Origin of the sequence: Actinacidiphila sp. DG2A-62 (genome assembly GCF_035825295.1) — a bacterium.
GTDB lineage: Bacteria > Actinomycetota > Actinomycetes > Streptomycetales > Streptomycetaceae > Actinacidiphila.
In genome coordinates this window covers 478388-500205 of sequence record NZ_JAYMGI010000002.1, presented here as the reverse complement: position 1 = coordinate 500205, position 21818 = coordinate 478388, and the positions used below count along the sequence as shown (strand labels likewise).

Annotated in this window: 15 protein-coding genes and 2 pseudogenes; 12 read left to right on the top strand and 5 right to left on the bottom strand. The window is 77.7% G+C overall.

Annotated elements, in window-relative coordinates; genetic code table 11:
• The first annotated feature begins 99 nt into the window (after positions 1-99).
• The 3 genes from VSR01_RS02640 (at position 100) to VSR01_RS02630 (ending at position 3993) form a co-directional block, all read left to right on the top strand.
• On the top strand, positions 100-777 hold the full coding sequence (locus VSR01_RS02640; protein ID WP_326447672.1) for a flavin reductase family protein: 678 nt from the start codon (positions 100-102) through the stop codon (positions 775-777).
• On the top strand, positions 774-1709 hold the full coding sequence (locus VSR01_RS02635; protein ID WP_326447671.1) for a DUF1684 domain-containing protein: 936 nt from the start codon (positions 774-776) through the stop codon (positions 1707-1709). Before VSR01_RS02640 ends, VSR01_RS02635 begins: the two co-directional genes overlap by 4 nt.
• A 445-nt stretch (positions 1710-2154) precedes the next feature.
• Positions 2155-3993, top strand: a complete 1839-nt coding sequence (locus VSR01_RS02630; protein ID WP_326447670.1) for an AfsR/SARP family transcriptional regulator — start codon at positions 2155-2157, stop codon at positions 3991-3993.
• Positions 3994-4775: 782 nt separating this feature from the next.
• Here VSR01_RS02630 and lanKC read toward each other — a convergent pair.
• The 4 genes from lanKC to VSR01_RS02610 form a co-directional block, all read right to left on the bottom strand.
• Positions 4776-6752, bottom strand: coding sequence for a class III lanthionine synthetase LanKC (gene lanKC, locus VSR01_RS02625; protein WP_326447669.1), 1977 nt, complete (start codon positions 6750-6752; stop codon positions 4776-4778).
• Positions 6749-8119 (bottom strand): MFS transporter, encoded by a 1371-nt coding sequence (locus VSR01_RS02620; protein WP_326447668.1) that lies wholly within the window; start codon positions 8117-8119, stop codon positions 6749-6751. The genes lanKC and VSR01_RS02620 overlap by 4 nt, the downstream gene beginning before the upstream one ends.
• Positions 8120-8242: 123 nt before the next feature.
• Positions 8243-8410 carry a hypothetical protein gene (locus VSR01_RS02615; RefSeq protein ID WP_326447667.1) on the bottom strand — a complete coding sequence of 56 codons (168 nt, stop codon included), beginning with the start codon at positions 8408-8410 and terminating at the stop codon, positions 8243-8245.
• A 60-nt stretch (positions 8411-8470) separates the two neighbouring features.
• Entirely contained in the window at positions 8471-8638 is a 168-nt protein-coding gene (locus VSR01_RS02610; RefSeq protein ID WP_326447666.1) for a hypothetical protein, read from the bottom strand.
• A gap of 304 nt (positions 8639-8942) precedes the next feature.
• Between VSR01_RS02610 and VSR01_RS02605 the strand changes: the two are divergent.
• The 9 genes and pseudogenes from VSR01_RS02605 to VSR01_RS02565 all read left to right on the top strand — a co-directional run.
• Positions 8943-9143: pseudogene (locus VSR01_RS02605) on the top strand (radical SAM protein); the annotation flags it as partial.
• 86 nt (positions 9144-9229) lie between these two features.
• Positions 9230-10216, top strand: a complete 987-nt coding sequence (locus VSR01_RS02600; protein WP_326447665.1) for a radical SAM protein — start codon at positions 9230-9232, stop codon at positions 10214-10216.
• Positions 10213-10965, top strand: a complete 753-nt coding sequence (locus tag VSR01_RS02595; RefSeq protein ID WP_326447664.1) for an iron-containing redox enzyme family protein — start codon at positions 10213-10215, stop codon at positions 10963-10965. The genes VSR01_RS02600 and VSR01_RS02595 overlap by 4 nt, the downstream gene beginning before the upstream one ends.
• Positions 10962-11162, top strand: coding sequence for an aroma-sacti cluster domain-containing protein (locus VSR01_RS02590; RefSeq protein WP_326447663.1), 201 nt, complete (start codon positions 10962-10964; stop codon positions 11160-11162). Before VSR01_RS02595 ends, VSR01_RS02590 begins: the two co-directional genes overlap by 4 nt.
• A gap of 118 nt (positions 11163-11280) precedes the next feature.
• Positions 11281-12483 (top strand): annotated as a pseudogene (locus VSR01_RS02585) (adenylate/guanylate cyclase domain-containing protein); the annotation flags it as partial.
• A gap of 701 nt (positions 12484-13184) precedes the next feature.
• On the top strand, positions 13185-14555 hold the full coding sequence (locus VSR01_RS02580) for a hypothetical protein (protein WP_326447662.1): 1371 nt from the start codon (positions 13185-13187) through the stop codon (positions 14553-14555).
• Positions 14556-14617: 62 nt separating this feature from the next.
• Positions 14618-15469, top strand: coding sequence for a S8 family peptidase (locus VSR01_RS02575; RefSeq protein WP_326453461.1), 852 nt, complete (start codon positions 14618-14620; stop codon positions 15467-15469).
• Positions 15466-16095 (top strand): GAF domain-containing protein, encoded by a 630-nt coding sequence (locus VSR01_RS02570; RefSeq protein WP_326453460.1) that lies wholly within the window; start codon positions 15466-15468, stop codon positions 16093-16095. Before VSR01_RS02575 ends, VSR01_RS02570 begins: the two co-directional genes overlap by 4 nt.
• Positions 16096-16260: 165 nt before the next feature.
• Positions 16261-19863 (top strand): helix-turn-helix transcriptional regulator, encoded by a 3603-nt coding sequence (locus VSR01_RS02565; RefSeq protein WP_326447661.1) that lies wholly within the window; start codon positions 16261-16263, stop codon positions 19861-19863.
• A 48-nt stretch (positions 19864-19911) separates the two neighbouring features.
• On the opposite strand, the gene VSR01_RS02560 is transcribed toward VSR01_RS02565, so the two are convergent.
• Positions 19912-21810, bottom strand: coding sequence for an ABC transporter ATP-binding protein (locus tag VSR01_RS02560; RefSeq protein WP_326447660.1), 1899 nt, complete (start codon positions 21808-21810; stop codon positions 19912-19914).
• Positions 21811-21818 lie beyond the last annotated feature (8 nt).

The following is a 21818-nucleotide window of genomic DNA, read 5'->3' as shown; positions in this document are numbered from 1 at the left end:
GCCGCCCACCGGGACCCTGTGCCCGGGACGGGCCCCGTTCGGCCTGCCCGCGCCGCGACGCCGCGCCGAACGCCCCTTCGAGCAGGAGGCGTCACGCCTGTGTCCCGATCCACCTCCGCCGCCGCTTCCGAACCTCCCTCGCTGCCGCCGCCGACGTACTCCCTGTCCCGCGCCCGGGCGCTGCGCCCCGCGGCCGTCCCGGTCGCCACCGGCGGCCGGCACCCGCTGTCGCCGGCCGAACTGCGCCGCGTCTTCGGCGCGTTCCCGACCGGAGTGACCGCGATCGCCGCCCTGGTGGACGGCGAGCCGGCGGGACTCGCCGCGAACTCCTTCACCTCCGTCTCGCTCCAGCCGCCGCTGCTGTCGGTCTGCATCGCCCACACCTCGACCACCTGGCCGCTGCTCGCCGACCGCGCCCGGCTCGGCGTCACCGTGCTCGGCGCCGGCCAGGAACGCGCCTGCGCGCAGCTCGCCTCCCGCTCCGGCGACCGCTTCGCCGGTCTCGACTGGTACGCCACGGACGACGGCGCGGTGCTCCTGGACGGCGCCGCCGCCTGGTTCGACACCAGCGTCGAGCAGCAGGTGCGGGCCGGCGACCACGACATCGTGGTGCTGCGCGTGCACGCGCTCGGCGCCGACCGCGCGGTGGCCCCGCTGGTCTTCCACGGCAGCCGCTTCCGCCGGCTGGAGGAGGCCGAGGCGATACCGCCGCAGGACCTTCCCGCACCGCCCCTCGCGCGCCCCGCGCGCCGTACCGGAACCGAGGAGACGCCATGACCGCGCCCGCATCCACGTCGGCCTCCACGTCCGCATCCGCGCCCGCCCACACGCCCGCAGCCGCTGACCCCGCCGGGACCCCCGACGTGCCGGGCGACCTCGCCGCCTTCGCCGCCGAGTGGGAGACCTGGCACGCGCGGCACGAGGCGGTGCGGGCCGGCCGGCACGGCTTCCTCGCCATCACCTCCCTGCACTGGCTGGACGCCGAGCCCGCCCGCTTCGACGACGCGCCCGGCGCGTGGTCGACCGCGCCGGGGGACGGCGTCGCGGTGGCCCTGGCCGACGGCGAGGAACTCGTCTTCGACGGGCGGGTGCTGACCGGCCGCCACGTGTTCGGCCCGATCGAGGAGCGCGGCAGCCTGTTCCCCGCGGCCGGCGACGCGGTGATCGAGGTCGCCCGGCGCGGCGGCCACTTCATCCTGCGCCCGCGCCACCCGCGGAACCCGCTGCTCGCCGCCTACACCGGCACCCCCGCCTACGCGCCCGACCCGCGCTGGGCCAGGCCCGGCCGCTACGTGCCGTTCGACACGCCGAGGCCCACCACGGTCGGCGCGGCCGTCGAGGGCCTCCAGCACGTCTACGACGCGCCCGGCTACGTCGAGTTCGAGGTGGACGGCGCGACCCACCGGCTCACCGCGTTCAACGGCAAGACGCCCGGCAGCCTGATGCTGCTGCTCACCGACGCCACCTCCGGCGTGACCACGTACGCCGCCAACCGCACGGTCTTCGTCGCCCCGCCCGACCCGGACGGCCGGGTGCTCGTCGACTTCAACCGGGCCGTCAACCTGCCGTGCGCCTACACCGACCTGGCCACCTGCCCGCTGCCGCCGGCCGAGAACCGGCTGCCGATCGCCGTCGAGGCCGGGGAGAAGACGCCGCTCGCGCCGGTCGGCCCGGCGCGGTCCGTGCCCGCGCGGGAGGGCGACAGGTGACCGCCCGGGGGCGGGCGGCGGTGTCCGCCCGCCCCCGGCGGCGGGTTCCGGCTGCCGCAGCGGTATGCGCGGACAGCCGGGGCGACACCCCCGAAAGGGGGTACGCCCGTCGTGTCCGCCCGGCGCGGCAAGAAAGTCGACGCGGCGGTTATGTCCGCTTTCGTCGTCGCGGGCGGCCTCTGGCGCCGCCATCCCAGGGGCGGGAGGTGTCCGTGTGACGACAGTGCCGCGCCGAGTGCCGACGGCATGAATCGGGCAGGTGGGGGCGTGGTTGACGCGGTGTCCGTGTGTCGGTGAAGGTGTACCGATCCGTAGCCGGATCGCTTCATTCCGTAGGTATTCAGTCGGTACGCGTCGGCGGCACGGGGAGACGCCGGGTCCGGAACACGGGGGCCGGGCCGTGCGGGCACCGCTGTCTACGCGCGTCGTCGCACGGAGGGGAACAGTGCAGGGTCTCGACTCAACCCCGGAACCGGTCGCCTTCCGGTTCTCCGTTCTCGGCCCCCTCTCCCTTGAGGCGGGCGGAACGCCGGTCCCCCTGGGACCGCTCAAGCAGCGGCTGGTCCTGGCGCTCCTGCTGTGCCGGGCCAACAGCATCGTGTCGACCGAGCGGTTGACCGAGACCGTGTGGGGCGACCACCCACCGCGGTCCGCGCGCAAGAACCTCCAGGTGTACGTGGCCGCGCTGCGCAAGATCCTGAACGCGGTGAGCGCCGGCGACCGCTTCGAGCACGCGCTCGGCGGCTACTCGCTGCGGCTGGCCCCCGGTGAACTGGACCTGCTGCGCTTCCAGCAGTCGGTGCGGGCCGGCCGCACCGCCGTCGCCGCCGGCTCCACCGCCGCGGCGGCCCGGCACCTGCGCCGAGCGCTGGAGCTGTGGCAGGGCCCGGCCCTCGCCGACCTGCGCGCCTCGGAGATCCTCGCCGCGGAGGCGGAGCACTACGACGCCCGGTACCTGCACGCCTACGAGGACTGGGCGGAGGCCGAACTGGCCCTGGGCAACGCCGCCGGCGTGGCCGAGAACATCGGCGTCCTCACCGAGCGCTTCCCGCACCGCGAACGGCTGCGCGCCGTCCAGATGCGGGCCCTGTACCGGTTGGGCCGGCAGAGCGAGGGGTTCGCCGCGTACGAGAGCCTGCGCCAGTCCCTCGCCTCCGACCTGGGCCTGCAGCCGAGCCCGTTGCTGCAGAACCTCTTCCGCTCCATGCTCGCAGGCGAAGAGGCCGCGCCGCCGCCCTCCGCCGCGCCCGCGACCGCCGCGGGCGGGACAGCCGTCCGCAGCGTCCTGCCGCACCTGCCGCACGACTTCGTCGGCCGCGAGCAGCAGAGCGCCCAGCTGACCCGGATGCTGGAACGCGAGGGCGCACCCGTGGTGGTGATCACCGGCCCGGTCGGCGTCGGCAAGACCACCTTCGCCGTCCACAGCGCCCGCAAGCTGGCGGACCGGTGGCCGGGCGGCGTGCTCTTCGTGCGGATGCGCGGCGAGGACGGCAGGCCGCGCACCTGGCCCGACGTGCTCGCCGAACTCGACCGGCTCACCGGCTGTACCGACGGGGCCGTCACCGACCCCCACGTCGGGGCGGCCCGCTGGCAGGCGTGGTTCGCCGACCGGCGCGCCCTCCTGGTCCTCGACGACGCCGTCGACGAGGCGAGCGTCCGCCCGCTGGTGCCGGGCGGCGGCAAGTGCGCGGTCCTGGTCACGTCCCGCTCCCGGCTGGCCGGCCTCGAAGCCGCCCGTCAGCTCGACGTGCCCGCGCTCGCACCCGACCAGGCCCGTACCCTGCTGGCCCGGATCATCGGCGAGGAACGCGCCGACGCGGACCCCGCCTCGGTCGAGCGGATCGTGGCCGCCACCGGCTGCGTGCCGCTCGCGGTGCGGGTCAGCGGCCTGAAGCTGTCCGCGCTGCGGTACCTGCCGCTGCGCGAGTTCGCCGCCCGGCTGGCCGATCCGGCCACCCGCCTCGGCGAACTCACCGCGGGCGACGTCGCCGTCCGCAGCGCCGTCGAGGCCGCCTGGCGCGACCTGGCCGACGAGCACCGCACGGTGCTGCGGCGGCTGGGCTCCCTGCCCGCGCCGGTCTTCACCCTCCGCGACGCCGCCGGCGTCCTCGGCTGCGGCGACGACGCGGCCTGCCGCCTCCTGGAGTCCCTCATCGACGCCGGCGCCCTCCAGTCGCCCGACCGCGAGGTCACCTCCCACGCCGCGCTCTACGAGATCCCCCTGCTCGCCTACGCCTTCCTGCGCGAGACCGCCCTCGCGGAACGCGGCGCCGCGGCCGTCTGACCTCCGGCCGCCCGGCCGTCGGAACGACGGCGTCCGCCGGCTCGTGGGCACACCTGCGCACGGGCCGGCGGACGCCGGTCACCGAACCGCGGGCTCCACCGAGCGGGCCGCCGGAGCAGGGCGCGCGGTGAGCAGGTCGATCAGGGCCTCGGCGGGGGAGGCGGACGGGGTGTGGGCGGCGGCGAGCGCGAGCAGGACGCCCGCGGAGCCGGTGGCCAGGTCCGCCGAGAAGCGGCGCAGGCGGTCGCCGGGGACGAGAAGGCCGCCGTCGCGGGCGACCAGGTGCCAGGTGAGGCGTTCGACCTGGCGCTCCACGCGCCGGGCACGCTCCTGCGGGGGGCACAGCGCGGCCAGGGTCGCGAGCAGTCCCGCGCGGCCCTGCAACAGGCCCGGCTCGCGCACGAACCGCGGATCGCAGCCGGGCAGCACCGCTGCCGCGAACGCCTCCAGCTCCGGGTCGTCCTCGCCCGACACCTCCAGCAGACGCCGCGCCGCCAGCGCGATGCCCGCGCTGCCGCCGTCCAGGTACAGCAGGTGGCGGTGGCCGCGTTTGACCTGCCGGGTGCCGTCGCGCATCGCCACGCACGCCGCCAGGTCGGCCGCCAGCGCCGCCCTGGCCGCGGTCAGGTGCCGCCGCTCCCCGTCGGTCCCGTACAGCCGCAGGCGCAGTACCGCGTCGCCCGTCCTGCCCCGGACCAGCCCGGCCTCCGGCTCGCCCGCCCCGGCCGCGGCCGGCCCGTCGGCCAGCCGCACGGCCCGCTCCAGCCACTCGTCCGAGCCGGTCAGCTCGGCGAAGTGGCACAGCGCCAGGCCGATCCCCGCGGCGCCCGAGTGCAGCCCGCCGGCCCGCGGCGGCGGTCCGTCCAGCGCCCGCCGCAGCAGGGCGAGACCGTCGTCCAGGCGGCCCAGCCGGGCCAGCACCACCGCGGGGCCGAACAACCCGTCGAACAGCCCGCCCGCCTGATCCGGCCTGGCCCGCCGCGCGGCGTCCACCAGCCAGTCGCCGTACCTCTGCGGGACCGGCTCGCCCACGGCGTCCAGCGCCAGCAGCACCCCCGCCGCGCCGTGCGCCAGCGTGTGCCCGCCGGTGCGGAACACCTCGGGGTCGCCGGGGAACAGCCGGTCGTCGCGGCTCGTCCCGGCGCTCGCGTGCACCCCCGCGACCAGGCCGTCCCGCAGGAGCGGCCATGTGCCCGGCACCCCCTCGGGGCGGAGCGGGCGGCGCCGGGCGGTCCGGCCGCCTGCCACCGCCCCGCCGGCCCGGCCGCCTGCCACCGGCTCGGCCGTCGCCCCGCCGACCCGCACCCCGCCGCCGGTGGCGGAGCGCGCCGTCGCGGCGGGACGGACGGGCGCGGCGTGCCCGGGGCGCCGCGGCGCCGACCCCGGGGGAGCCCGAACAGGTGCTCGGCGACCGAGGTCAGCAGCTCGGCCCGGGACGGGTCGTGGTCCAGCATCTCGGTCAGCGGCAGCAGCATCATCAGCCAGGTCGACCACAGCCCGTACCGGTCCACGTCGACCGGATCGGCGCCGGGCGGCGCGCTGAAACCCGGTGCGCCCGCCCACGGCGTGCTGCGGTCGGCCAGGTCGGCGGCGTACTCGAAGTCGACCAGGGCGACCGAGCCGTCGGGCCGCACGATCACATTGCCGGGGTGCAGGTCGCCGAAGCGCATGCCGCGCGCGTGGATCCGCGCGAGCAGCCGTTCCAGGCCGTCGACGACCGTGCCGGCCCAGCGCGCGTACCCGGCCATGTCCTCGGCGGAGGCGTTCGTCCACACCACCGGGTTGCGGGCGATGACCGCCTCCAGCAGCCGTTCGCCCTCGATGTGCTCCTCCACCAGGAACACGTGCTCCCACACCTGGTGGATGCCGTACACCCGGGGCACGCCCGGCACCCCGGCCAGTCGCTCCAGCGCCGCGTGCTCCCGGCGCAGCCGGCGCACCGCGTCGGCGCCCGCCGCGTCCAGCCCGCTGTGCGGCCTGGCCTCGCGGAGCACCACCGTCTCGCCGGTGGATTTGTGCTCGGCCAGGTAGATGCCGCCCGCGTTGGAGAAGTGCAGCGCGCGGCGCACCGTGTAGGGGAACGAGGGGTCGTGGGCCGCCGCGCGGGCCGCCAGGTGCGGGCCCAGCCAGCCGGGCAGCGGCAGCCACCGCGGCGTGCGGAACACCGCGTCGCGCTCGTCCGGCACCAGCCGCCCCGACGGATCGCGCAGCGCCGGAACCTCGGCGCCCGAGTCGTCCCTGCACCACAGGTCGACGAAGGCGCCGTACCGCGCGAACACCGGTCCCGCGCCGATCCGCAGGTCGCTGAGCACGTACGGGGCGTCCCGCCCGGCCAGCCGGTCCGCCAGCTCGGTGGCCACCGCCTCGAACTCCGCCTCGTGCGCGGGGTACACGGTGATGAACTTGCCGCTGCCCGAACGCGGCATGTACTTGTCGTTGGCGAACGCCAGCGCGGCCCGGCTGCGCAGGAACTTGAACGGGACGTGGTCGCGCAGGCACACCCGCGCGACCACGGACAGCGTGTCCTCGGCGTCGCCCGGCAGCGCCGAGACGTGGATCTTCCAGCCCTGCTCCGGCAGGGTGCGGTCCTCGGGCAGGTGCACCGACCACAGGCCCTGGCCGCTGCGCCGCCAGCCCTCGGCGACCGGGCCGGCCGCCGGCCCGAAGCGGCTGTCCTCGTCGGCCATCCGGGCCGGGGTGTCGAACCACAGGTCGTCGGCGACGCAGTAGAACTGGGTCGTCTGCGGGTCGCGCATCATGCCGCGTCACCTTCCACGAGACCGGCCGGCGCGGCTGCGGGGGAGGCCGCCGCGGCCGGCGTGACGGAGGCGTCGGAGGCGTCGGAGGAGCCGGAGACGTCGGGGACGTCGGAGGAGCCGGGGTCCGCGACCGCCGCCGGCGCGTGCCGCATGCTCGGCGCGAAGGTCACCGTGGCGGCGCACACCGCGAAGACCACCGCGAGCACGCCGAACGCGGTCGACGGGCCCCACACGGTGATCAGGGCGCCCGCGGCCACCGGTCCGAGCGGCTGCACCAGCGAGGACAGGAAGCCGGCCGCGCTCTCCACCCGGCCGACCATCGCCGAGGGCGTGACCAGCAGCAGCGTGGTCAGGAAGCCGATGTTGGCGAGCGACGCGAAGGCGATGCACACCGCCGTCAGCAACCCGATCACCACCGGCTGCTGAAAGACGATCAGCACGGCCACCGCGCCGGCGCATGCCCAGCACGTCGCGGTGACCAGGAAGCGGGCGTGCTCCTCGGGCCGTACCCGCGGCGCCAGGAACGCGCCCACCAGCGAGCCGGCCGCGGTCAGCGACACCACGAACCCGCTGCCGGTGCCCGACCTGCCCCCGTCCGAGGACACCGCGAGCGCCGCGAACGTCATCGCGCCGAACGCCGCGTTCATGCCGATGCCGAAGACCAGCAGCACTGTGCGCAGATACGGCTCACGCCACAGGAAGGTCAGCCCCGCGGTCAACTCCTTGCGGTCGAAGCCGCCGCCGCGCCGCCCGGCAGGCGCGGACCGGGTCCGCATCGCCGCGAGGCACGCCATCGACGCCACCAGTCCGACGCTCTCGGCGGCGAACGGCAGGAAGGTGTGCCAGCTGAACAGCAGACCGCCCAGCAGCGGACCGACCAGCCGGGCGGCCGCGCCGCGCGCCTGCAGCCGGGACGAGGCGGTGCCGAGCTGGTCGGCCGGGACAACCGTGCGGAGCATGCCCAGCGCCGCCGAGCCGTACAGACCGGTGATCACCGCGCCGGCCGTCACGACCAGCAGCACCAGCGGCATCGGCGCGGACCCGCGCGCGACGGCCGCGGCGAGCGCGCCGGCGGTCAGCACCCCGCCCAGGCCGCACCACAGCATCAGCCGCCGCCGCTCCACCGTGTCGGCGAGCGCGCCGGCCGGCAGCATGGTCAGCAGCGAGGCGCCGACCGCGACCGTGCCGATCGTCCCGGCCTGCGTGGCCGAGCCGGTCTGCCGCAGGATGAGCAGCGGCAGCGCGATCGACGAGGTCTGGGCGCTCAGGGAGGCCAGCAGCCCGCTGATCCACAGCAGCCGGAACTCCCGCGACGACCTCCGTTTCGGCTCGCCGGCCGGCCGCGGCTCCTGTGCCGTCGTCTTCACGTGATCACCGATCCCTTGCCAACTCGCGTGGTGCACAGCACGGTTCACAGCGCGGCCCGCGGCCGGAAACGCTGCGGGGCGGCACCCCTGGCGGGTGCCGCCCCGGGCGGGGAACAACGGCCGTCACGCCGAGGCGGACGCCTTGCTCAGCAGGCTGATGCAGTCGCCCGAGACCGGGGCGACGCCGTCGGCGTCCTTGCCCTGCAGGTCGAGGACGGACTCGCCGTGCGCCTCGACCTCGGGGGCCTCGGTCTCGTTCTCCGGCTCAACGTTGTCGGTGTTCTCGGCCATGACTGCCTCCAAGGAAATGGTGGAGCGACGAGAGGGTGAAGGGGCGCCTCGACCGGAAGGTCAGGCCGAGGCGGAGGTCTTGCTCAGCAGGCTGATGCAGTCGCCCGCGACCGGGCTGACGCCGTCGGCGTCCTTGCCCTGCAGGTCGAGGACGGACTCGCCGTGCGCCTCGACCTCGGGGGCCTCGGTCTCGTTGTCCGGCTCAACGTTCTCGGTGTTCTCGGCCATGACTGCCTCCTGGGGAGAGGGACGCCGGTTCGCGCCGTTGCCGTGACGTTAGGCACCGCCGGTCCGAAAGCCGCCCGCAGTCGGTATGAGGACGGTATAGCCGCAGCTCGCGCGGCCCCGGCCGGTCCCGCGCGGCCCGCCGCCCGCACCGCCGCGGTCCGCGAGGCGTGCCTGGGCCGCGCTGTGACCTGCGGACATACCGAAAGTCAACCGTTGCTGTCCCATCGGACAACCGGCGCCGCCGACACTCCGGGAAGCGGACGGCGGTGTCGCACCGGGACACCGGGGGAGGCAGGAGCGGACCATGCGACTCGACGAACTCGTGGGCCTGCGCCCTGTCCCCTGCGCCGGGCTGCTGGTCAGCGTCACCCGCCGCTGCCCGCTCAGCTGCGCCCACTGCTCCAGCTCCTCCACCGCCGACGCCGAGGAGCCGGAGGCCGCGGAGCTGCTGCGCTTCTTCGCCGGGCTCGGCGATCAGCCGCCGGAGGTGGTGATGCTCACCGGCGGCGAACCGCTGCTGCTGCCGAACCTGACCGCCCGGCTGGCCGGACTCGCCCGCGCCGCCGGCTCCGCACCGCACTGCTCAGCGGCATGTTCTTCGTCCGCGGCGCCGACCCCGGCCGCATCCCGCGCCGGATCGCCGCCGCGATCGCCGCGGTGGACCACTTCTCGGCCAGCCTGGACGCGCACCACGAACGCGAGGTGCCCCGCGAGGCCGTGCTGCGCGCGGTGCGCACCGTGCTCGACGGCGGCACCCCGGTCAGCTTCCACATCACCGGCACCGGCGCCGACGACCCCTACCTCGCTGACGTGACGGCGGCCGTCCGCCGCGCCTTCGGCGACCAGGTGCCCATGCTCGTCAACCGCACCCGCGCGGTGGGCCGGGCCGCGGCCTGGGCCGGCCCCGCCACGGTCACCGCCGCGCCCGCCGCCTCCGCACGCGCCTCCGCACGCGACTCCGCGCCGGTCTCCGCCATCGCCGCCTCTGCCGCCTCTGCCGCCTCCGCCGCCTCCGCCGTCGGTCCCGCCTCTCGCCGCCCCGGCGTCGGACTCGCCCCTGGCCCCGGCCCCGGTCAGGAGCCCGACCCCCGACGTGCGCTGCCCTGCGCGATGGCCGCCTGGCCGGTGATCGCGCCCGACGGCACGGTGCTGGCCTGCTGCAACCAGGACGTGGTGGACCGCCGCCCCGCGCCGGCCCACCTGCGGCTCGGCCACATCGCCACCGACCGCTGGCCGGAGGTCCGCGCCCGCGCCCTGGCCTCCCCGGTGCTGCGCATGGTGCGTACCGTCGGCCCGCTGCACCTCGCCGCCCGGCACGGCGCCGAGCCCGCGGCCGAGTCCACGGCCGGGCCTGCCGCCGGCGGCTACTGCGCCTCCTGCCGCGCGCTCGCCGACCGCCCCGACCTGCTGGCCGCGGCGGAACGCGACGCCTCCGGAGCGGTCGGCGCGCTCCTCGACGCGCAGGCCGGCCGCACGCAGCACGAGGCCGGCGCGGTCGCGCTGGTCCGGCGGCACGGCTGCGCCCCCTACGCCGACCTGGTCGCGCTGCCGTCCCCCTCGCCCGCGGGCGCCGCATGACGCCGCCCGGCGCGGGACGCCCCACCGTCGCCGGACCGCCGCTCTCGCGCGCCCTGCACGCCCGCATGGTGCTCGTGCGGCCGGCGCTGGACGCCGCCAGCCGGGCGCTGTGGGCGCCGCGGGGGCTGCGCGAGCGCTACCCGGTCTACCTGACCGTGATGCACCAACTGGTACGGGCCTCGGTGCCGCTGCTGCGGCACGGCGCCCGCCGCTGCGCCGAGGGCGCCCCGGACGACCCGGTGCTGGCCCCGCTCGCCTGCTACCTGCTGGCGCACGCCCGGGAGGAACTCGGCCACGACGCCTGGCTGCTGGAGGACCTGGCGGCGCTGGGGGAGGACCCCGCACGAGCCGCGGCGGCCCAGCCGCTGCCGGCCGTCGCCGAGCTGGCGGGGGCCCAGTACTACTGGATCGAGCACCACCACCCCGTCGCCCTGCTCGGCTACGTGTGGGCGCTGGAGCACAACGCCCCGGCCGGCTGGCTCGCCCCGCGGCTCGCCGCGACGGCCGGGCTGCCGCCGGCGGCGCTGCGCACGGTCCACGCGCACGCCGCCCTGGACGCCGGCCACACCGCGGACCTGGAGGCGGTGCTGGACACCCTGCCGCTGACACCCGCCCAGGCCACCGCGGTCACCGTCGGCGCCCTGCACACCCTCAGATCCCTGGTGCGCCTTTTCGCACACCTCGCCGACCCCGTCGGCCCGGCCCCCGACCGCCGCACCGCACCGCTCTCACGAGGAGGCACCCCATGACCGAACCCGAGGACGTCCTCGCCGACCTTGAGGCGCGGGGATTCGCCGTCGCGCTGCTGACCGAGGAGCAGCGCCAGGTGCTGGTCGACCTCGCGCCCGAGGAACTGGCCCTGCTGCTCGACATCAAGGAGCGACTGGACGCGGTCGGCCCCGAGGTGCAGGCGCACAGCGAGATCGCCGGAGGCGCGCTGTTCTGAGCGCGGCCGGCCCGCCGCGGTCCTGGCGCCCGCCCCGCGCCCGCCCCGCACCCCCCCGCGCGGCCCCCGCACCCCGCCCCGTCCCCGACGCCGCACCTCCCGAGGCAAGGACACCGTCATGGAATGCGCGAACTGCCGCGGCACCGTCCCGCCGGACGCCCGGTTCTGCCCCTCCTGCGGCACGCCCGGCGCGGGCGCGGCCACCGGTGGCCCGGCCGCGGCGGCCGAGGAGCGCAAGTGGGTGACCCTCGTCTTCTGCGACATGGTCGGGTCCACCGCCCTGTCCGGCCGGCTCGATCCTGAGACCCTGCGCGCGGTCACCCTGCGGTACTTCGACGTGATGCGGCGCGAGATCGAGGCACACGGCGGCACCGTGGAGAAGTTCATCGGAGACGCGGTGATGGCCGTGTTCGGCGTCCCGGTGACCCACGAGGACGACGCACGGCGCGCCTGCGCCGCCGCGCTGGCCATGGTCCGCGCGCTGGACGACCTCAACCGCGGCCTGGAGGCCGCCCTGGGCGTACGGCTCAGCATCCGCATCGGCGTCAACACCGGCGAGGTGGTTGCGGCCGCCGACGCCTCCGCCCGGCAGGCCCTGGTCTCCGGCGAGACCGTCAACGTCGCCGCACGCCTGGAGCAGAACGCCGCGGCCGGCGAGATCCTGATCGGCCCCGACACCCGCGCCGCGGCCGGGCCCGCCGCGCTGACCGAGCCGGTCGGCCCGCTCAGCCTCAAGGGCAAGACCGACGCCGTGACCGCCTACCGGCTGCTCGACCTGGGCGAGGACGACCCGGAGCTGATGCGCCGCTTCGACGTGCCCTTCATCGGCCGCGACCGCGAGCTGGCCGAGATCGACCTGGCCCACCACTCGGTGTCGCTCGGCGACGGCTCCCAACTCGTCACCGTCTACGGCGAGGCGGGCATCGGCAAGACACGGCTGGTGCGCGAATGGCTGGACCGGGCCGGTGCGGGCCTGGCGCACGGCACCGGCCGCTGCCGCCCCTACGGCGAGCACGGCAGCCTCGCGCCGCTGGCCGACGCGGTGCGCCAGATCCTCGGCGACGTCGCCGACGCGGTGACCGCGGCCGGCGCGGCGGGCACCGGCGCCGCCGGCCGCGTCGCCGACCGGTACGGCGTCACCGACCCGGCCGAACGCGAGGAACTGGACGCGGCCATGGCCGTTCTGTCCGTCGGTCTGCTGCAGGACGGCACCCCCCACCCCTCGGTGGACGAGACCTGCTCGGCCCTGGTCACGCTGTTCACCGTCCTCGCCGCGGCCCGCCCGGTGGCGCTGCTGATCGACGACTGCCACTGGGCCGGCGAACTGCTGCTCTCCGTGCTCGACCGGCTGGTGGAGGAACTCGACGGGTCCGCCGTGCTGTTCCTGTGCACCGCCCGGCTGGACCTGCTCGACCGGCACCCCGGCTGGGGCGCGGGCCGACTGCGCGCCAGGTCGCTGACGCTGTCCGGGCTGTCCACGGCCGAGGCGGAGGTGATGGCCGCCGCCCTCACCGAGGTCAGCGCCCACCGCGACCCGGTCCTCGACGACCTGCTCAGCCGCGCCGAGGGCAACCCGCTGCACCTGGAGCAACTGCTCACCGCCCTCGACGAGCCGGTCGGCGCGGGAGAACTGCCCGCCACCCTCCAGGCCCTGCTGGGCGCCCGCATCGGCGCGCTCGACCGCGGGCAGCGCACGGCGCTGGACGTGGCGGCGGTGCTCGGCAGGGAGTTCACCGTCGCCGAACTCGACGCGCTGATCGCCGACGACCCGCTCGCCGAGCCCCCGGCGGCAGCCGCCGAGCCCCCGGCGGCAGCCGCCGAGCCCCCGCCCGGCGACGCGCCGGCCCCCACGGCCGGCGGTGGCACGTACCTCCCGGAGCCGGCCGGGCCGGCCGGGGCGCCCGCGCCGCCCTCGTACAGCTCAGCCGCCGCCGTCTGGTCAGTCCGCTGCGGCGCTCGGCCGCCGGCGCGGCTTCCTTCCGCTTCAGCAGCGGACTCGTCCAGGAGGTGTGCTACCAGTCGATGGCCAAACGCGTCCGCGCCGAGCGCCACGAGCGTGCCGCCGCCCTGCCCGCCGTGCGCGCGGCCGGCGACGCCAAGGCGGCCGGGCACCTGGAACTGGCCCACCGCTACCGCACCGAACTCGGTCTGCTGGACGCGCACACCGAGCAGATACGCGGCCGCGCCCTCGACCTGCTGCTGTCGGCCGGGTCCAGCGCGCTGGCCCGCTCCGACCTCGCGTGGGCCGCCGAACTGCTCACCAAGGCCGTGGAGCTGGGCCGGCCCGGCGAGGCGACCAGGACCCGGGCGGTGCGCCGGCTCGGCGAGGTGGAGCTGGCCCGCGGGCACGCCGACCGCGGCGCCGCGCTGCTGGGGGAGGCGGCGGAGTCCACCGCCGGCGTCGACGACGTCGAACACGCCTTCGCCGTGCTGGCGCTCGCCGCCGCCCAGGGCGCGGACCTCGCGGACCTGGCGACCACCGCCCGCGACCTGCTGCCGGTGTTCGCCGCCGCCGGGTCGGACCTCGGCCAGGCCCGGTGCAGGATCAGGATGGCCCAGGACTGCCAGCTCCAGGGCCGCCACGGCGAGGCCGACGCGCTGCTCACCCTCGCCCTCGCCGACGCGGTGCGCGCCGACGCCGAGCCGGAACGCGCCCAGGCGCTGGGCGCCACGGCGGTGTCGCTGTGGCGGGGACCGGTGCCGGTGCCCGCCGCCGTCGCCCGCTGCCGGTCGCTGCTCGCCGAGCACGGCGGCCCGCGCCCCACCGTCCGGGTCACGCTCAACTGCCCGCTGGCGGTGCTGCTCGCCCTCGACGGGGCGTTCGACGAGGCCCGCCGCTGCCTGGCCACCGCCCGGCGGCTCGCCGACGAACTCGGCTACGCCGAGGCGGAGGTGGCGCTGCCGCTGTTCGCCGCGGAGGTCGAGACGCTGGCCGGCCGGCCGGAGACCGTCGCCGACCTGCTGGACCGGGCGGCCGAGGCCGCCGAAGCGGTGGGCGCGACCGCCCTGCGGCGAACCACCCGGCGGTTCAGGGCCCGCGCGCTGCTCGACGCCGGCCGGCCCGGGGAGGCGTGGAGCCGGCTCGGCGACGACGCCGCGGGCGCCGCGCTGCCCGCCGCCGACGCCGCCGACCTGTACGGCCTCCAGGCCCGGCTGGCCGCCCACCGCGGCGAGCAGGACACGGCCCTGGCCTTGGCCGGCCGGGCGCTGGACGCCGCGATGCGCACCGACTCGCCGCTGCTGCGCGCGGCCGCCTGGGCCGACCGGGCCGCGGTGCACGCGCTGTTCGGCCGGGCCGACGCCGCACGGGCCGACGAGGCCGAGGCGGCCGCCGCGCGCGCCGTCAAGGGCTGGGCGGTCCGCGCCGCCCGAACCGAGGAGGAAGCACGGTGACCACTGCTCCCGCGTCGAAACCGCCGCCGGCCGCTCCCGCGGCCCCGACGCCCGCCCGGCCGCTGCCCGCGCCGCGCCCGGCGGCCGCCGCCCGGCGGCCGCTGACCTGGAGCCTGCGCGACCGGCACCCCGAGGACGTGCCGGTGCCCGCCGAGGGCGAGCGGCTCGCCCCGGTGTGGTCGTGGGACGGCGCGGACGGCGCGGGGGTACGCGTCTGCATCGTCGACTCGGGGGTGGAACGCGACCACCCGCTGGTCGGCGAGGTGCAGGGCTCGTACGTCGTGATGAAGGACGACGTCGGCGCCATCACCGTGGAGCCCACCACCACCGGCGACTCCTGCGGGCACGGCACCGCCTGCGCCGGCATCATCCGCCGCACCGCCCCCGGCTGCGAGGTGTACAGCGTGCGGGTGCTCGGCGAGCGCTTCTCCGGCACCGGCGACATCCTGCTGGCCGGGCTGCGCTGGGCGGTCGAGCAGGGCTTCGACGTGATCAACCTCAGCCTGTCGACCACCCGCGTGAAGTTCGCCGAGGAACTGCACGCGCTCGCCGACGAGGCGTACTTCCGCCGCTCGACGATCGTCGCCTCGGCCCACAACACCCCCGTGGAGAGCTTCCCCTGGCGGTTCGCCTCGGTCATCTCGGTCGGCACCCACCAGGAGGAGGACGCCGACCTCTACCTCTACAACCCCGATCCGCCCGTCGAGTTCTTCGCGCCGGGACAGAACGTCACGGTCGCCTGGCTCGGCGGCCGCACCATCCGCACCACCGGGAACAGCTTCGCCACCCCGTACATCGCCGGCATGTGCGCGCGCATCCTGTCCCGCCACCCGCGGATGACGCCCTTCCAGCTCAAGAACAGCCTCTACCTGTCGGCCGCCAACGTAACCACCGCTACCAGGGGTGTGTCATGACCGAGATCAGCACGGGAACCGGTGGCCGCACGCCTGCCGCCGACGCCGACCCCCTGTCCGACGAGCTGCTCCAGTCCGTGGTGGACGTCGCCCGGGCCATCTTCGGCGCGCAGGCCAGTTCGGTGTTCCTCTACGACGAGGCCGCCCACGAACTCGTCTTCCAGGCCGTCTCCGGCCGCGGCGAGGGCCATCTCGTCGGCCGCCGTTTCCCGGCCGGCAGCGGCATCGCCGGCTGGGTCGTCACCTCGGGCGAGCCGATGGTCGTCGACGACCTCGCCAGCAGCAGCACCTTCGCCCGCGACCTCGCCGAGTCCACCGACTACGTGCCCGACGCGATCATGGCGGCCCCGCTGCTCAGCGCCGACCGGGTCCTGGGCGTCGTCGAGGTGCTCGACCCCGCGCCGCAGTCCCGCTCCAGCCTCGGCGAACTCGACCTGCTGGCCCTCTTCGCCCGCCAGGCCGCCGCCGCCCTGCGGGTGGTCGTCGAGCGCCGCATCGCCGCCCCGACCCCGCCGGCGCACGACCCGCTGGCCGCGTTCGCCGCGCTCAGCACGGACGGGCGCACCGCGGCGCTCGAACTGGTCGGCAGCCTGGAGCGGCTGCTGCGCCAGTCCGGGCCTCGGTGATCCGGCTGCCGCGCACGGCCGGCGGCTGGCGGCGGTCGCCGGCCCGGCGCCGGCCCGTCCGTCGACCGCGCGGCACGGCCCTCGACGCCGTCCCGCCCGTCGCCGCCCCGCCCTCGTCGTCTCGGCCCCGCCGCGGGGCGCCCCTCGAAGGAGAGATCCCCGCTCGTGACCTCCGACTGTCCCGTCGATCCCGCCTCCCCGCTGCCCGGCCGCGGCCCCGAACACGCCCTGCTGGACGCGGCGGTACGCGGCTGGTCCGCCGGTCGCGCCCAGCTCGTCGAGATCTCCGGTGACCCCGGTATCGGCAAGAGCGCGTTGCTGGAGGCGCTGGCGGCCCGGTGCGCCTCGGCGGGCGCCCTCGTCCTCACCGGCCGGGCCGTCCCGGCGCGTCGGGGGCCGACCGGACCGCTCGGCCCACCCGGGCCGCTCCTGGCCCTATGGTCGCCGCCCGCCCCGCCGCCGGCCGGCGAGCCGTCCTCGCCGCCCGGACCCGGCGTGGACCTCGCGGCGGCGGTCCGCCTGGCCGCGGCCGCCGCTGCCGAGGGCCGCCCGGCGGCCCTGTGCCTGGACGACGCGCACTGGCTGGAGGCGCAGGACGACGTCCTCGCACGCGTGGCCGTGCGGGAGCGGGACGACGCGCGGGCGACGGACCCTCATGCGCGCGCGGCGGACTCCCCGTTCGGTCTGCCGGACACGCTCCGGGGGCTCACGGCCCCCACGGTCGGGGCGGCCGGAGCGGGCGCGCGGCCGGCGCGGGGCCGAGCCGGTGGACCGGCCGACCCGGCGCACGGGCGGCTGCCCGCCGTCGGCGCCGCCCGCGCGGCGCTTCCCGCGGAGGGGAGCGGGGACACCGCCCGGGGCCTGCCGGGCGGCGACGGCGCCCGGGCGCTGGACGCTCTGCTGGCCGCCGCGGCCCCCGGACCCCTGCTGGTGGCCTACACCGTGCGCCCGCGACAGGCCGACGCCCGGCTGCTCGCCCGGCCCGCGACGGTCGGAGCCGGCTGGCGCACCACCCAGGTGGCGCCCGCGCCACTGCCGCTGGACGCGGTGGGCGCGGTGGGCGCGGGGGGCGTTGTGGGCGCGGGGGGCATGGCGGGCGTTGTGGGCGCGGCGGGTGATGTGGGCATGGCGGGCGTGGTTGGCGCGGCGGGCGCGGCGCCGGGCCGGGGCGCGACGGGCAGCCGCGCCCTGCTGCACCGCGCGGCCGAGGGCAACCCGCTGTACCTGCGGGCCCTCGCCGGGCTGCCCGACGCCGACCTGCGCGCGCTCGACCACATCGCGCCCGACCTCACCGCACTGCCCGCCGACGTCCGCTGCGCGCTCTCCCGCGACCTGGCCGGGCTGGACCCCGAACCGGCCGCGCTGGCGTATGCGGCGGCCGTGCTGACGCCGCCGTTCTCGCCGGACCTGCTCGCCCAGGTCGCCGGCCTCGAACCCGACGCGGTGCTGCGGCCGTTGGCCGCCCTGACCGCCGCGGACGTGCTGCGTGCCGACCCCGTCCGCGCCGGCCACCTGCGGTTCCGCCATCCAGCCCTGCGGCTGATGGCGCGGACCGCGACCCCGCCCGGCACCCTGATGCTCCTGCACCGCCGGGCCGCCGTCGCGCCCGCGCTCGCCGCCGCCGATCCGGTCGAGCGCGCCCCGCACCTGGCCAGGACGGCCCGGCCCGGCGACACCGCGGCGGCCGGAACGCTGCTCGCGGCGGCCGACGCCGTGCTCGCCGCCGCCCCCGTGCTCGCGGCCGCCTGGTGCGACGCCGCCCGCCGTCTGCTGCCGCCCTCCGGCGCAGCCGCGGCTCTGCGCCGCCGCGCGACGGCCGCCCTGCTGCGGGCCCGCGCCCGCGCGGCCGACACCTCCGCCGTGCACGATCTGGTCGCGGAGGCCGGCCCCGAACTGCCCGCCGCGACCGTCGTCCTGCTCGCCGCCCACCTCCGCCGCAGCGGCGCCCCGCACGCCGCCGCGGCCCTCCTCACGGCAGCGGCCCGCGCGACGGGCCCCACCCCCGCCGCGCCGGCCGCCGACCACCGGGCCACCGCTGTCCCCGGGGACACCTCCCCGCGGTCGAAGACCCCTCCCGCGAACGGCGCGCCGCCTGCGAACGGTGCGACGGGTCCCGCGTCCGTGGCGGGGGTCGGTGTGGCCCGTGCGGTGGTGGGAGAGGCCGGGGGGCCGTGGGTGGGGGACGGTGCGATGTCCGGGTGGGATGTGGCTGGTCGCGCGTCGGTGGCGGGGGTCGGTGCTGTCGGTGCGGTGGGTGGGGACACCGGGGGGCCGGGGGCGTGGGTGGGGGCTGTGCGGTCGGGCGGTGTGGCGGGGGACGGTGACGACCTGGTGTCCGTGCCCGTGTCCGCGAGGGTGCCCGTGCCCGTGCCCGTCTCCGCGAGCGGCGGGGCGACGTACGGCGCGTGGGCGTCCGGGGCGGCGGTCGCCGCGGTGGCCGGGGACTTCACGCCGGCGGAGACGGGGGCGGAGACCGGGGACGCGTCCGGGCCGCGCACCCGCGCGGCCCGGACGGCCCTGCTCCGGGTGGAGGAGGCGGCGCTCGAACTGGCCGCGGGAGCGTGGGACGTGGCGGAACGGGTGGCCGGCGGGGTGCTGGCGGGCCGGCCGGGCGGCGCCGTGCTCCTCGCGGCGCACGGCACGCTCGCGCTCGCGCGGGCCGCGGCCGGTGACGCGGTCGGCCGGGACCGGGCGGCCAGGGCAGCCGCCGCGGCGGCCGACGCCGTCACCGACGCCGAGCTGGCCGACCACGTCGACGCGGTGACCCGTGCCGGCTGGGCCTGCCTGGCCGCCGGCGACGATGCCGCGGCCGGCAGATTGTTCGGGCGCGCGGCCGGGCTGGCCACCGCCACCGCGCAGGACGCGGAGCTGCCGGCCGCGGCGCTGGGAGCGGCGTGCGCCGCCGTGCGCTCGGGCCGGCTGGACGACGCGGTGCGGCGGGCATTGGTCTGCGAGGCCGCGGGCGGCCCGCTGACCGGGGCGGCCCGCGCTGTGCACGCCTGGGCGCTGCTGCTGAGGGACGGCGGCGCCGCCGCGGCCGCGCCGGTCGAGCGCCTGCTGCGGGACGCCGGGCCCGGTACCCCCCTCGGCGCGGTGGCGGCCTCGCTGGCCGCCGCGGTCGCCCTGACCGAGGGCGCCGACGGGACCGCCGGGACAGCCGCAGCCCGGTGCGCGGACGGGCCGGCCGAGGCGCACGGCTCGGTCCTGGCGGCCGTGCGGGCGGCGACGGCCCTCGCCGTCGGGATGCCGTCACCGCCCCCGGCCAGGGACGAAGTGCTGCTCGGCGCCGCCCTGGGCGCGTCCGACCCGGAGACCGCCGTCGACCTGCTGCGGCGCGCGGCCGAGGCGTTCCGCGCCGCGGGCCTGACGGCGACCGCCTGCTGGCTGCGGCTGCTGCTGGCGCGCCTGCTGCTCGCCTGCGGACGGCTGCGCGAGGCGCAGACCGCCGTCGGCGTCCTCAAAGCGGACGCCGACCGGTGCGCCACGGGCGGGTACCTCCAGCGCTCCGCTGCCGACCTGCAACGCGTCCTGGGTTCGCGGGCGCCGCGTACGGGCGCGGACGACCGCACGCTGTCCCCGCGCGAGCAGGAGATCGCCGGGCTGGTGTGCCGGGGCCTGACCAACGCGGACATCGCCGGACTGCTGTTCATCTCCGCCAGGACCGTCGAGGCGCACCTCACCCACATCTTCCGCAAGGCCGGCGTGCGTTCGCGCACGGCGCTGGCCGGCGCGATGGCCTCCGGCGCCGCCCCCGCCGTCCTCTCCTGACCGCCCCTCTTCTGCCCCCGCCCGCGCGGCCCGGTCCGGCCGGGCCGCTCAGCGCCCCGCGCCGGCTCGGGGCGCGTCGGCCGCCCAGACGCCGAACAGCCGCGCGTAGGAAGGACTCGTGGCGAGCAGCCGCGCGTGCGGCGCGAGCGCGACGCGGTCGCCGTCGAGCAGCAGCACCCGGCGCGCGCGCACCGCGGACGACAGCCGGTGCGCCACCACGATTAGCGATCCCGGACGCTCGGCGAACGCCCGCTCCACCCGCGCCTCCGCGGCCAGATCGAGGTGACAGGTCGCCTCGTCCAGCACCACGACCCGCGCAGTGGAGACGAACGCCCTCGCCAATACGACGAGTTGACGCTCACCGGCGGACAACTCCGCCTCCGGGCGGACCAGCACGGCGTCCCACCCGCCGAGCCGACCGAGCACCGGACCGAGCCCGACCGCCTCCGACGCGCGGTCCAGCGCCGCGTCCGAGGCCGAGGGCGCGAGGTAGCGCACGTTGTCGCGCAGCGTGCCCGGAAAGACGTAGGGGTCCTGCGGCACGAGGACGAGCAGTCGGCACCGTTCGGCTTCTGCCACCTCGCCCACGGGCGTGCCGCCGAGCAGCACCGTGCCCGCGCCGGGCGTCTCGATGCCCGCGAGCAGGCCCGCGAGGGTCGACTTGCCGATACCGCTGGCGCCGACCACGGCCACGTGGTCCCCGTACGGCACGGTGAGGTCGAGCCGGTCCAGGACCGGCGCCGCCCGTGGCCCGTAGGCGAAGGTCAGTCCGCGGACCTCCAGATCAAGCCGTTCCGGGCGGCGCACCCGCGGACCCGCCGTCGGGTCCGCCGCCGCGTCCCGCCCGGCTGCCGTCCGCCCTACGGACCCGGACCCCCGTACCGCCTCGTCCGTCCGCGCGCGCCCCGGAACGGCCGCGGGCTCACGCGAACCCCCGGACTCCCGCACGGCCCCGGACTCCCGCACGGCGCTGGGTTCCCGCACGGTGTCGGACTCCCGCACGTCCGGCGGCGCCCCGGCCAGCGCCAACCGGTCGAGTACGATCCGCAGTTGCGTCCACAGCCCGGCCACCGTGCCCGTCATCATGCGCAGCGCGGGCACCAGGTTCGCCGTCACGTACGTCGCCGCGCCGACGAGCGCGCCCGCGGTGACCGTGCCGCCGCGGACCAGGCCAGGACCGACCGCCAGCAGCAGGAGCAGCGGGACGTAGCCGCCGACCAGCACCAGCGGCACCCGCCAGGCCGCGGCCCGCGCCACCGCGAGCCCCGCGGCGGCCGACGCCTCGATCGCCCGCGTCGCCTCCGCCGCGGCGACGGGCTCGGCGCCGAGCGCCGCCACGTCCCGCAGCCCGCCCAGCAGCCGTCCCCCGCGGGCGGCCACCTCCTCCTCCGCCAGCACCTGCGTCCGACGCCGCGCGGTCAGGGCCCTCATCGAGACGGCGAACGCCACCGTCGAGACCGCGAGCGGGGCCAGCACCAGGGCGGACAGCTCCGGGCTCAGCGCGGCGAGGCCCAGCACGGTCGCCACGAGAGTCACCGCGAGGGGGCGGGCGGTGCGCAGCAGCGCCGCCACCGTCCCGCGCGCGGCGTCGGCCTGCGCGCCGAGCCGGGACACCTCGGCCGCCCCGACAGCCGGACCGCCGGCCACGGCCCGGCCCAGCGCGCCGGCCACCACCCGCCGCACCAGCAGGTCCCGCAGGTCCTCCACCACCTCGGCCAGGTCGGCGAACACCCCGCGTGAGGCCACCGCCCGCACCACGTACAACGCGCCCAGCAGCGCGAGCCAGACCAGCCCCGTACCGGTGCTGCCGCGCAGGAAGCCGCGGTCGAGGGCGGCGGCCGTCACCCACCCGCAGGCCGCCGCGGGTCCCGCCTCCAGCACGGACCAGCCCGCGATCCGCCACGCGGCGCGCCGGTGTCCCCGCACCCCGGCGGCGAGCAGCCGCAACCCCCCAC

Bases quoted from the DNA above. Each gene is read 5' to 3' on its own strand.
- VSR01_RS02635 (WP_326447671.1), top strand. From the start codon at position 774: ATGACCGCGCCCGCATCCACGTCGGCCTCCACGTCCGCATCCGCGCCC.
- lanKC (WP_326447669.1), bottom strand. From the start codon at position 6,752: ATGATGCGCGACCCGCAGACGACCCAGTTCTACTGCGTCGCCGACGAC.
- VSR01_RS02615 (WP_326447667.1), bottom strand. From the start codon at position 8,410: ATGGCCGAGAACACCGACAACGTTGAGCCGGAGAACGAGACCGAGGCC.
- VSR01_RS02610 (WP_326447666.1), bottom strand. From the start codon at position 8,638: ATGGCCGAGAACACCGAGAACGTTGAGCCGGACAACGAGACCGAGGCC.
- VSR01_RS02600 (WP_326447665.1), top strand. From the start codon at position 9,230: ATGTTCTTCGTCCGCGGCGCCGACCCCGGCCGCATCCCGCGCCGGATC.
- VSR01_RS02595 (WP_326447664.1), top strand. From the start codon at position 10,213: ATGACGCCGCCCGGCGCGGGACGCCCCACCGTCGCCGGACCGCCGCTC.
- VSR01_RS02590 (WP_326447663.1), top strand. From the start codon at position 10,962: ATGACCGAACCCGAGGACGTCCTCGCCGACCTTGAGGCGCGGGGATTC.
- VSR01_RS02580 (WP_326447662.1), top strand. From the start codon at position 13,185: ATGGCCAAACGCGTCCGCGCCGAGCGCCACGAGCGTGCCGCCGCCCTG.
- VSR01_RS02570 (WP_326453460.1), top strand. From the start codon at position 15,466: ATGACCGAGATCAGCACGGGAACCGGTGGCCGCACGCCTGCCGCCGAC.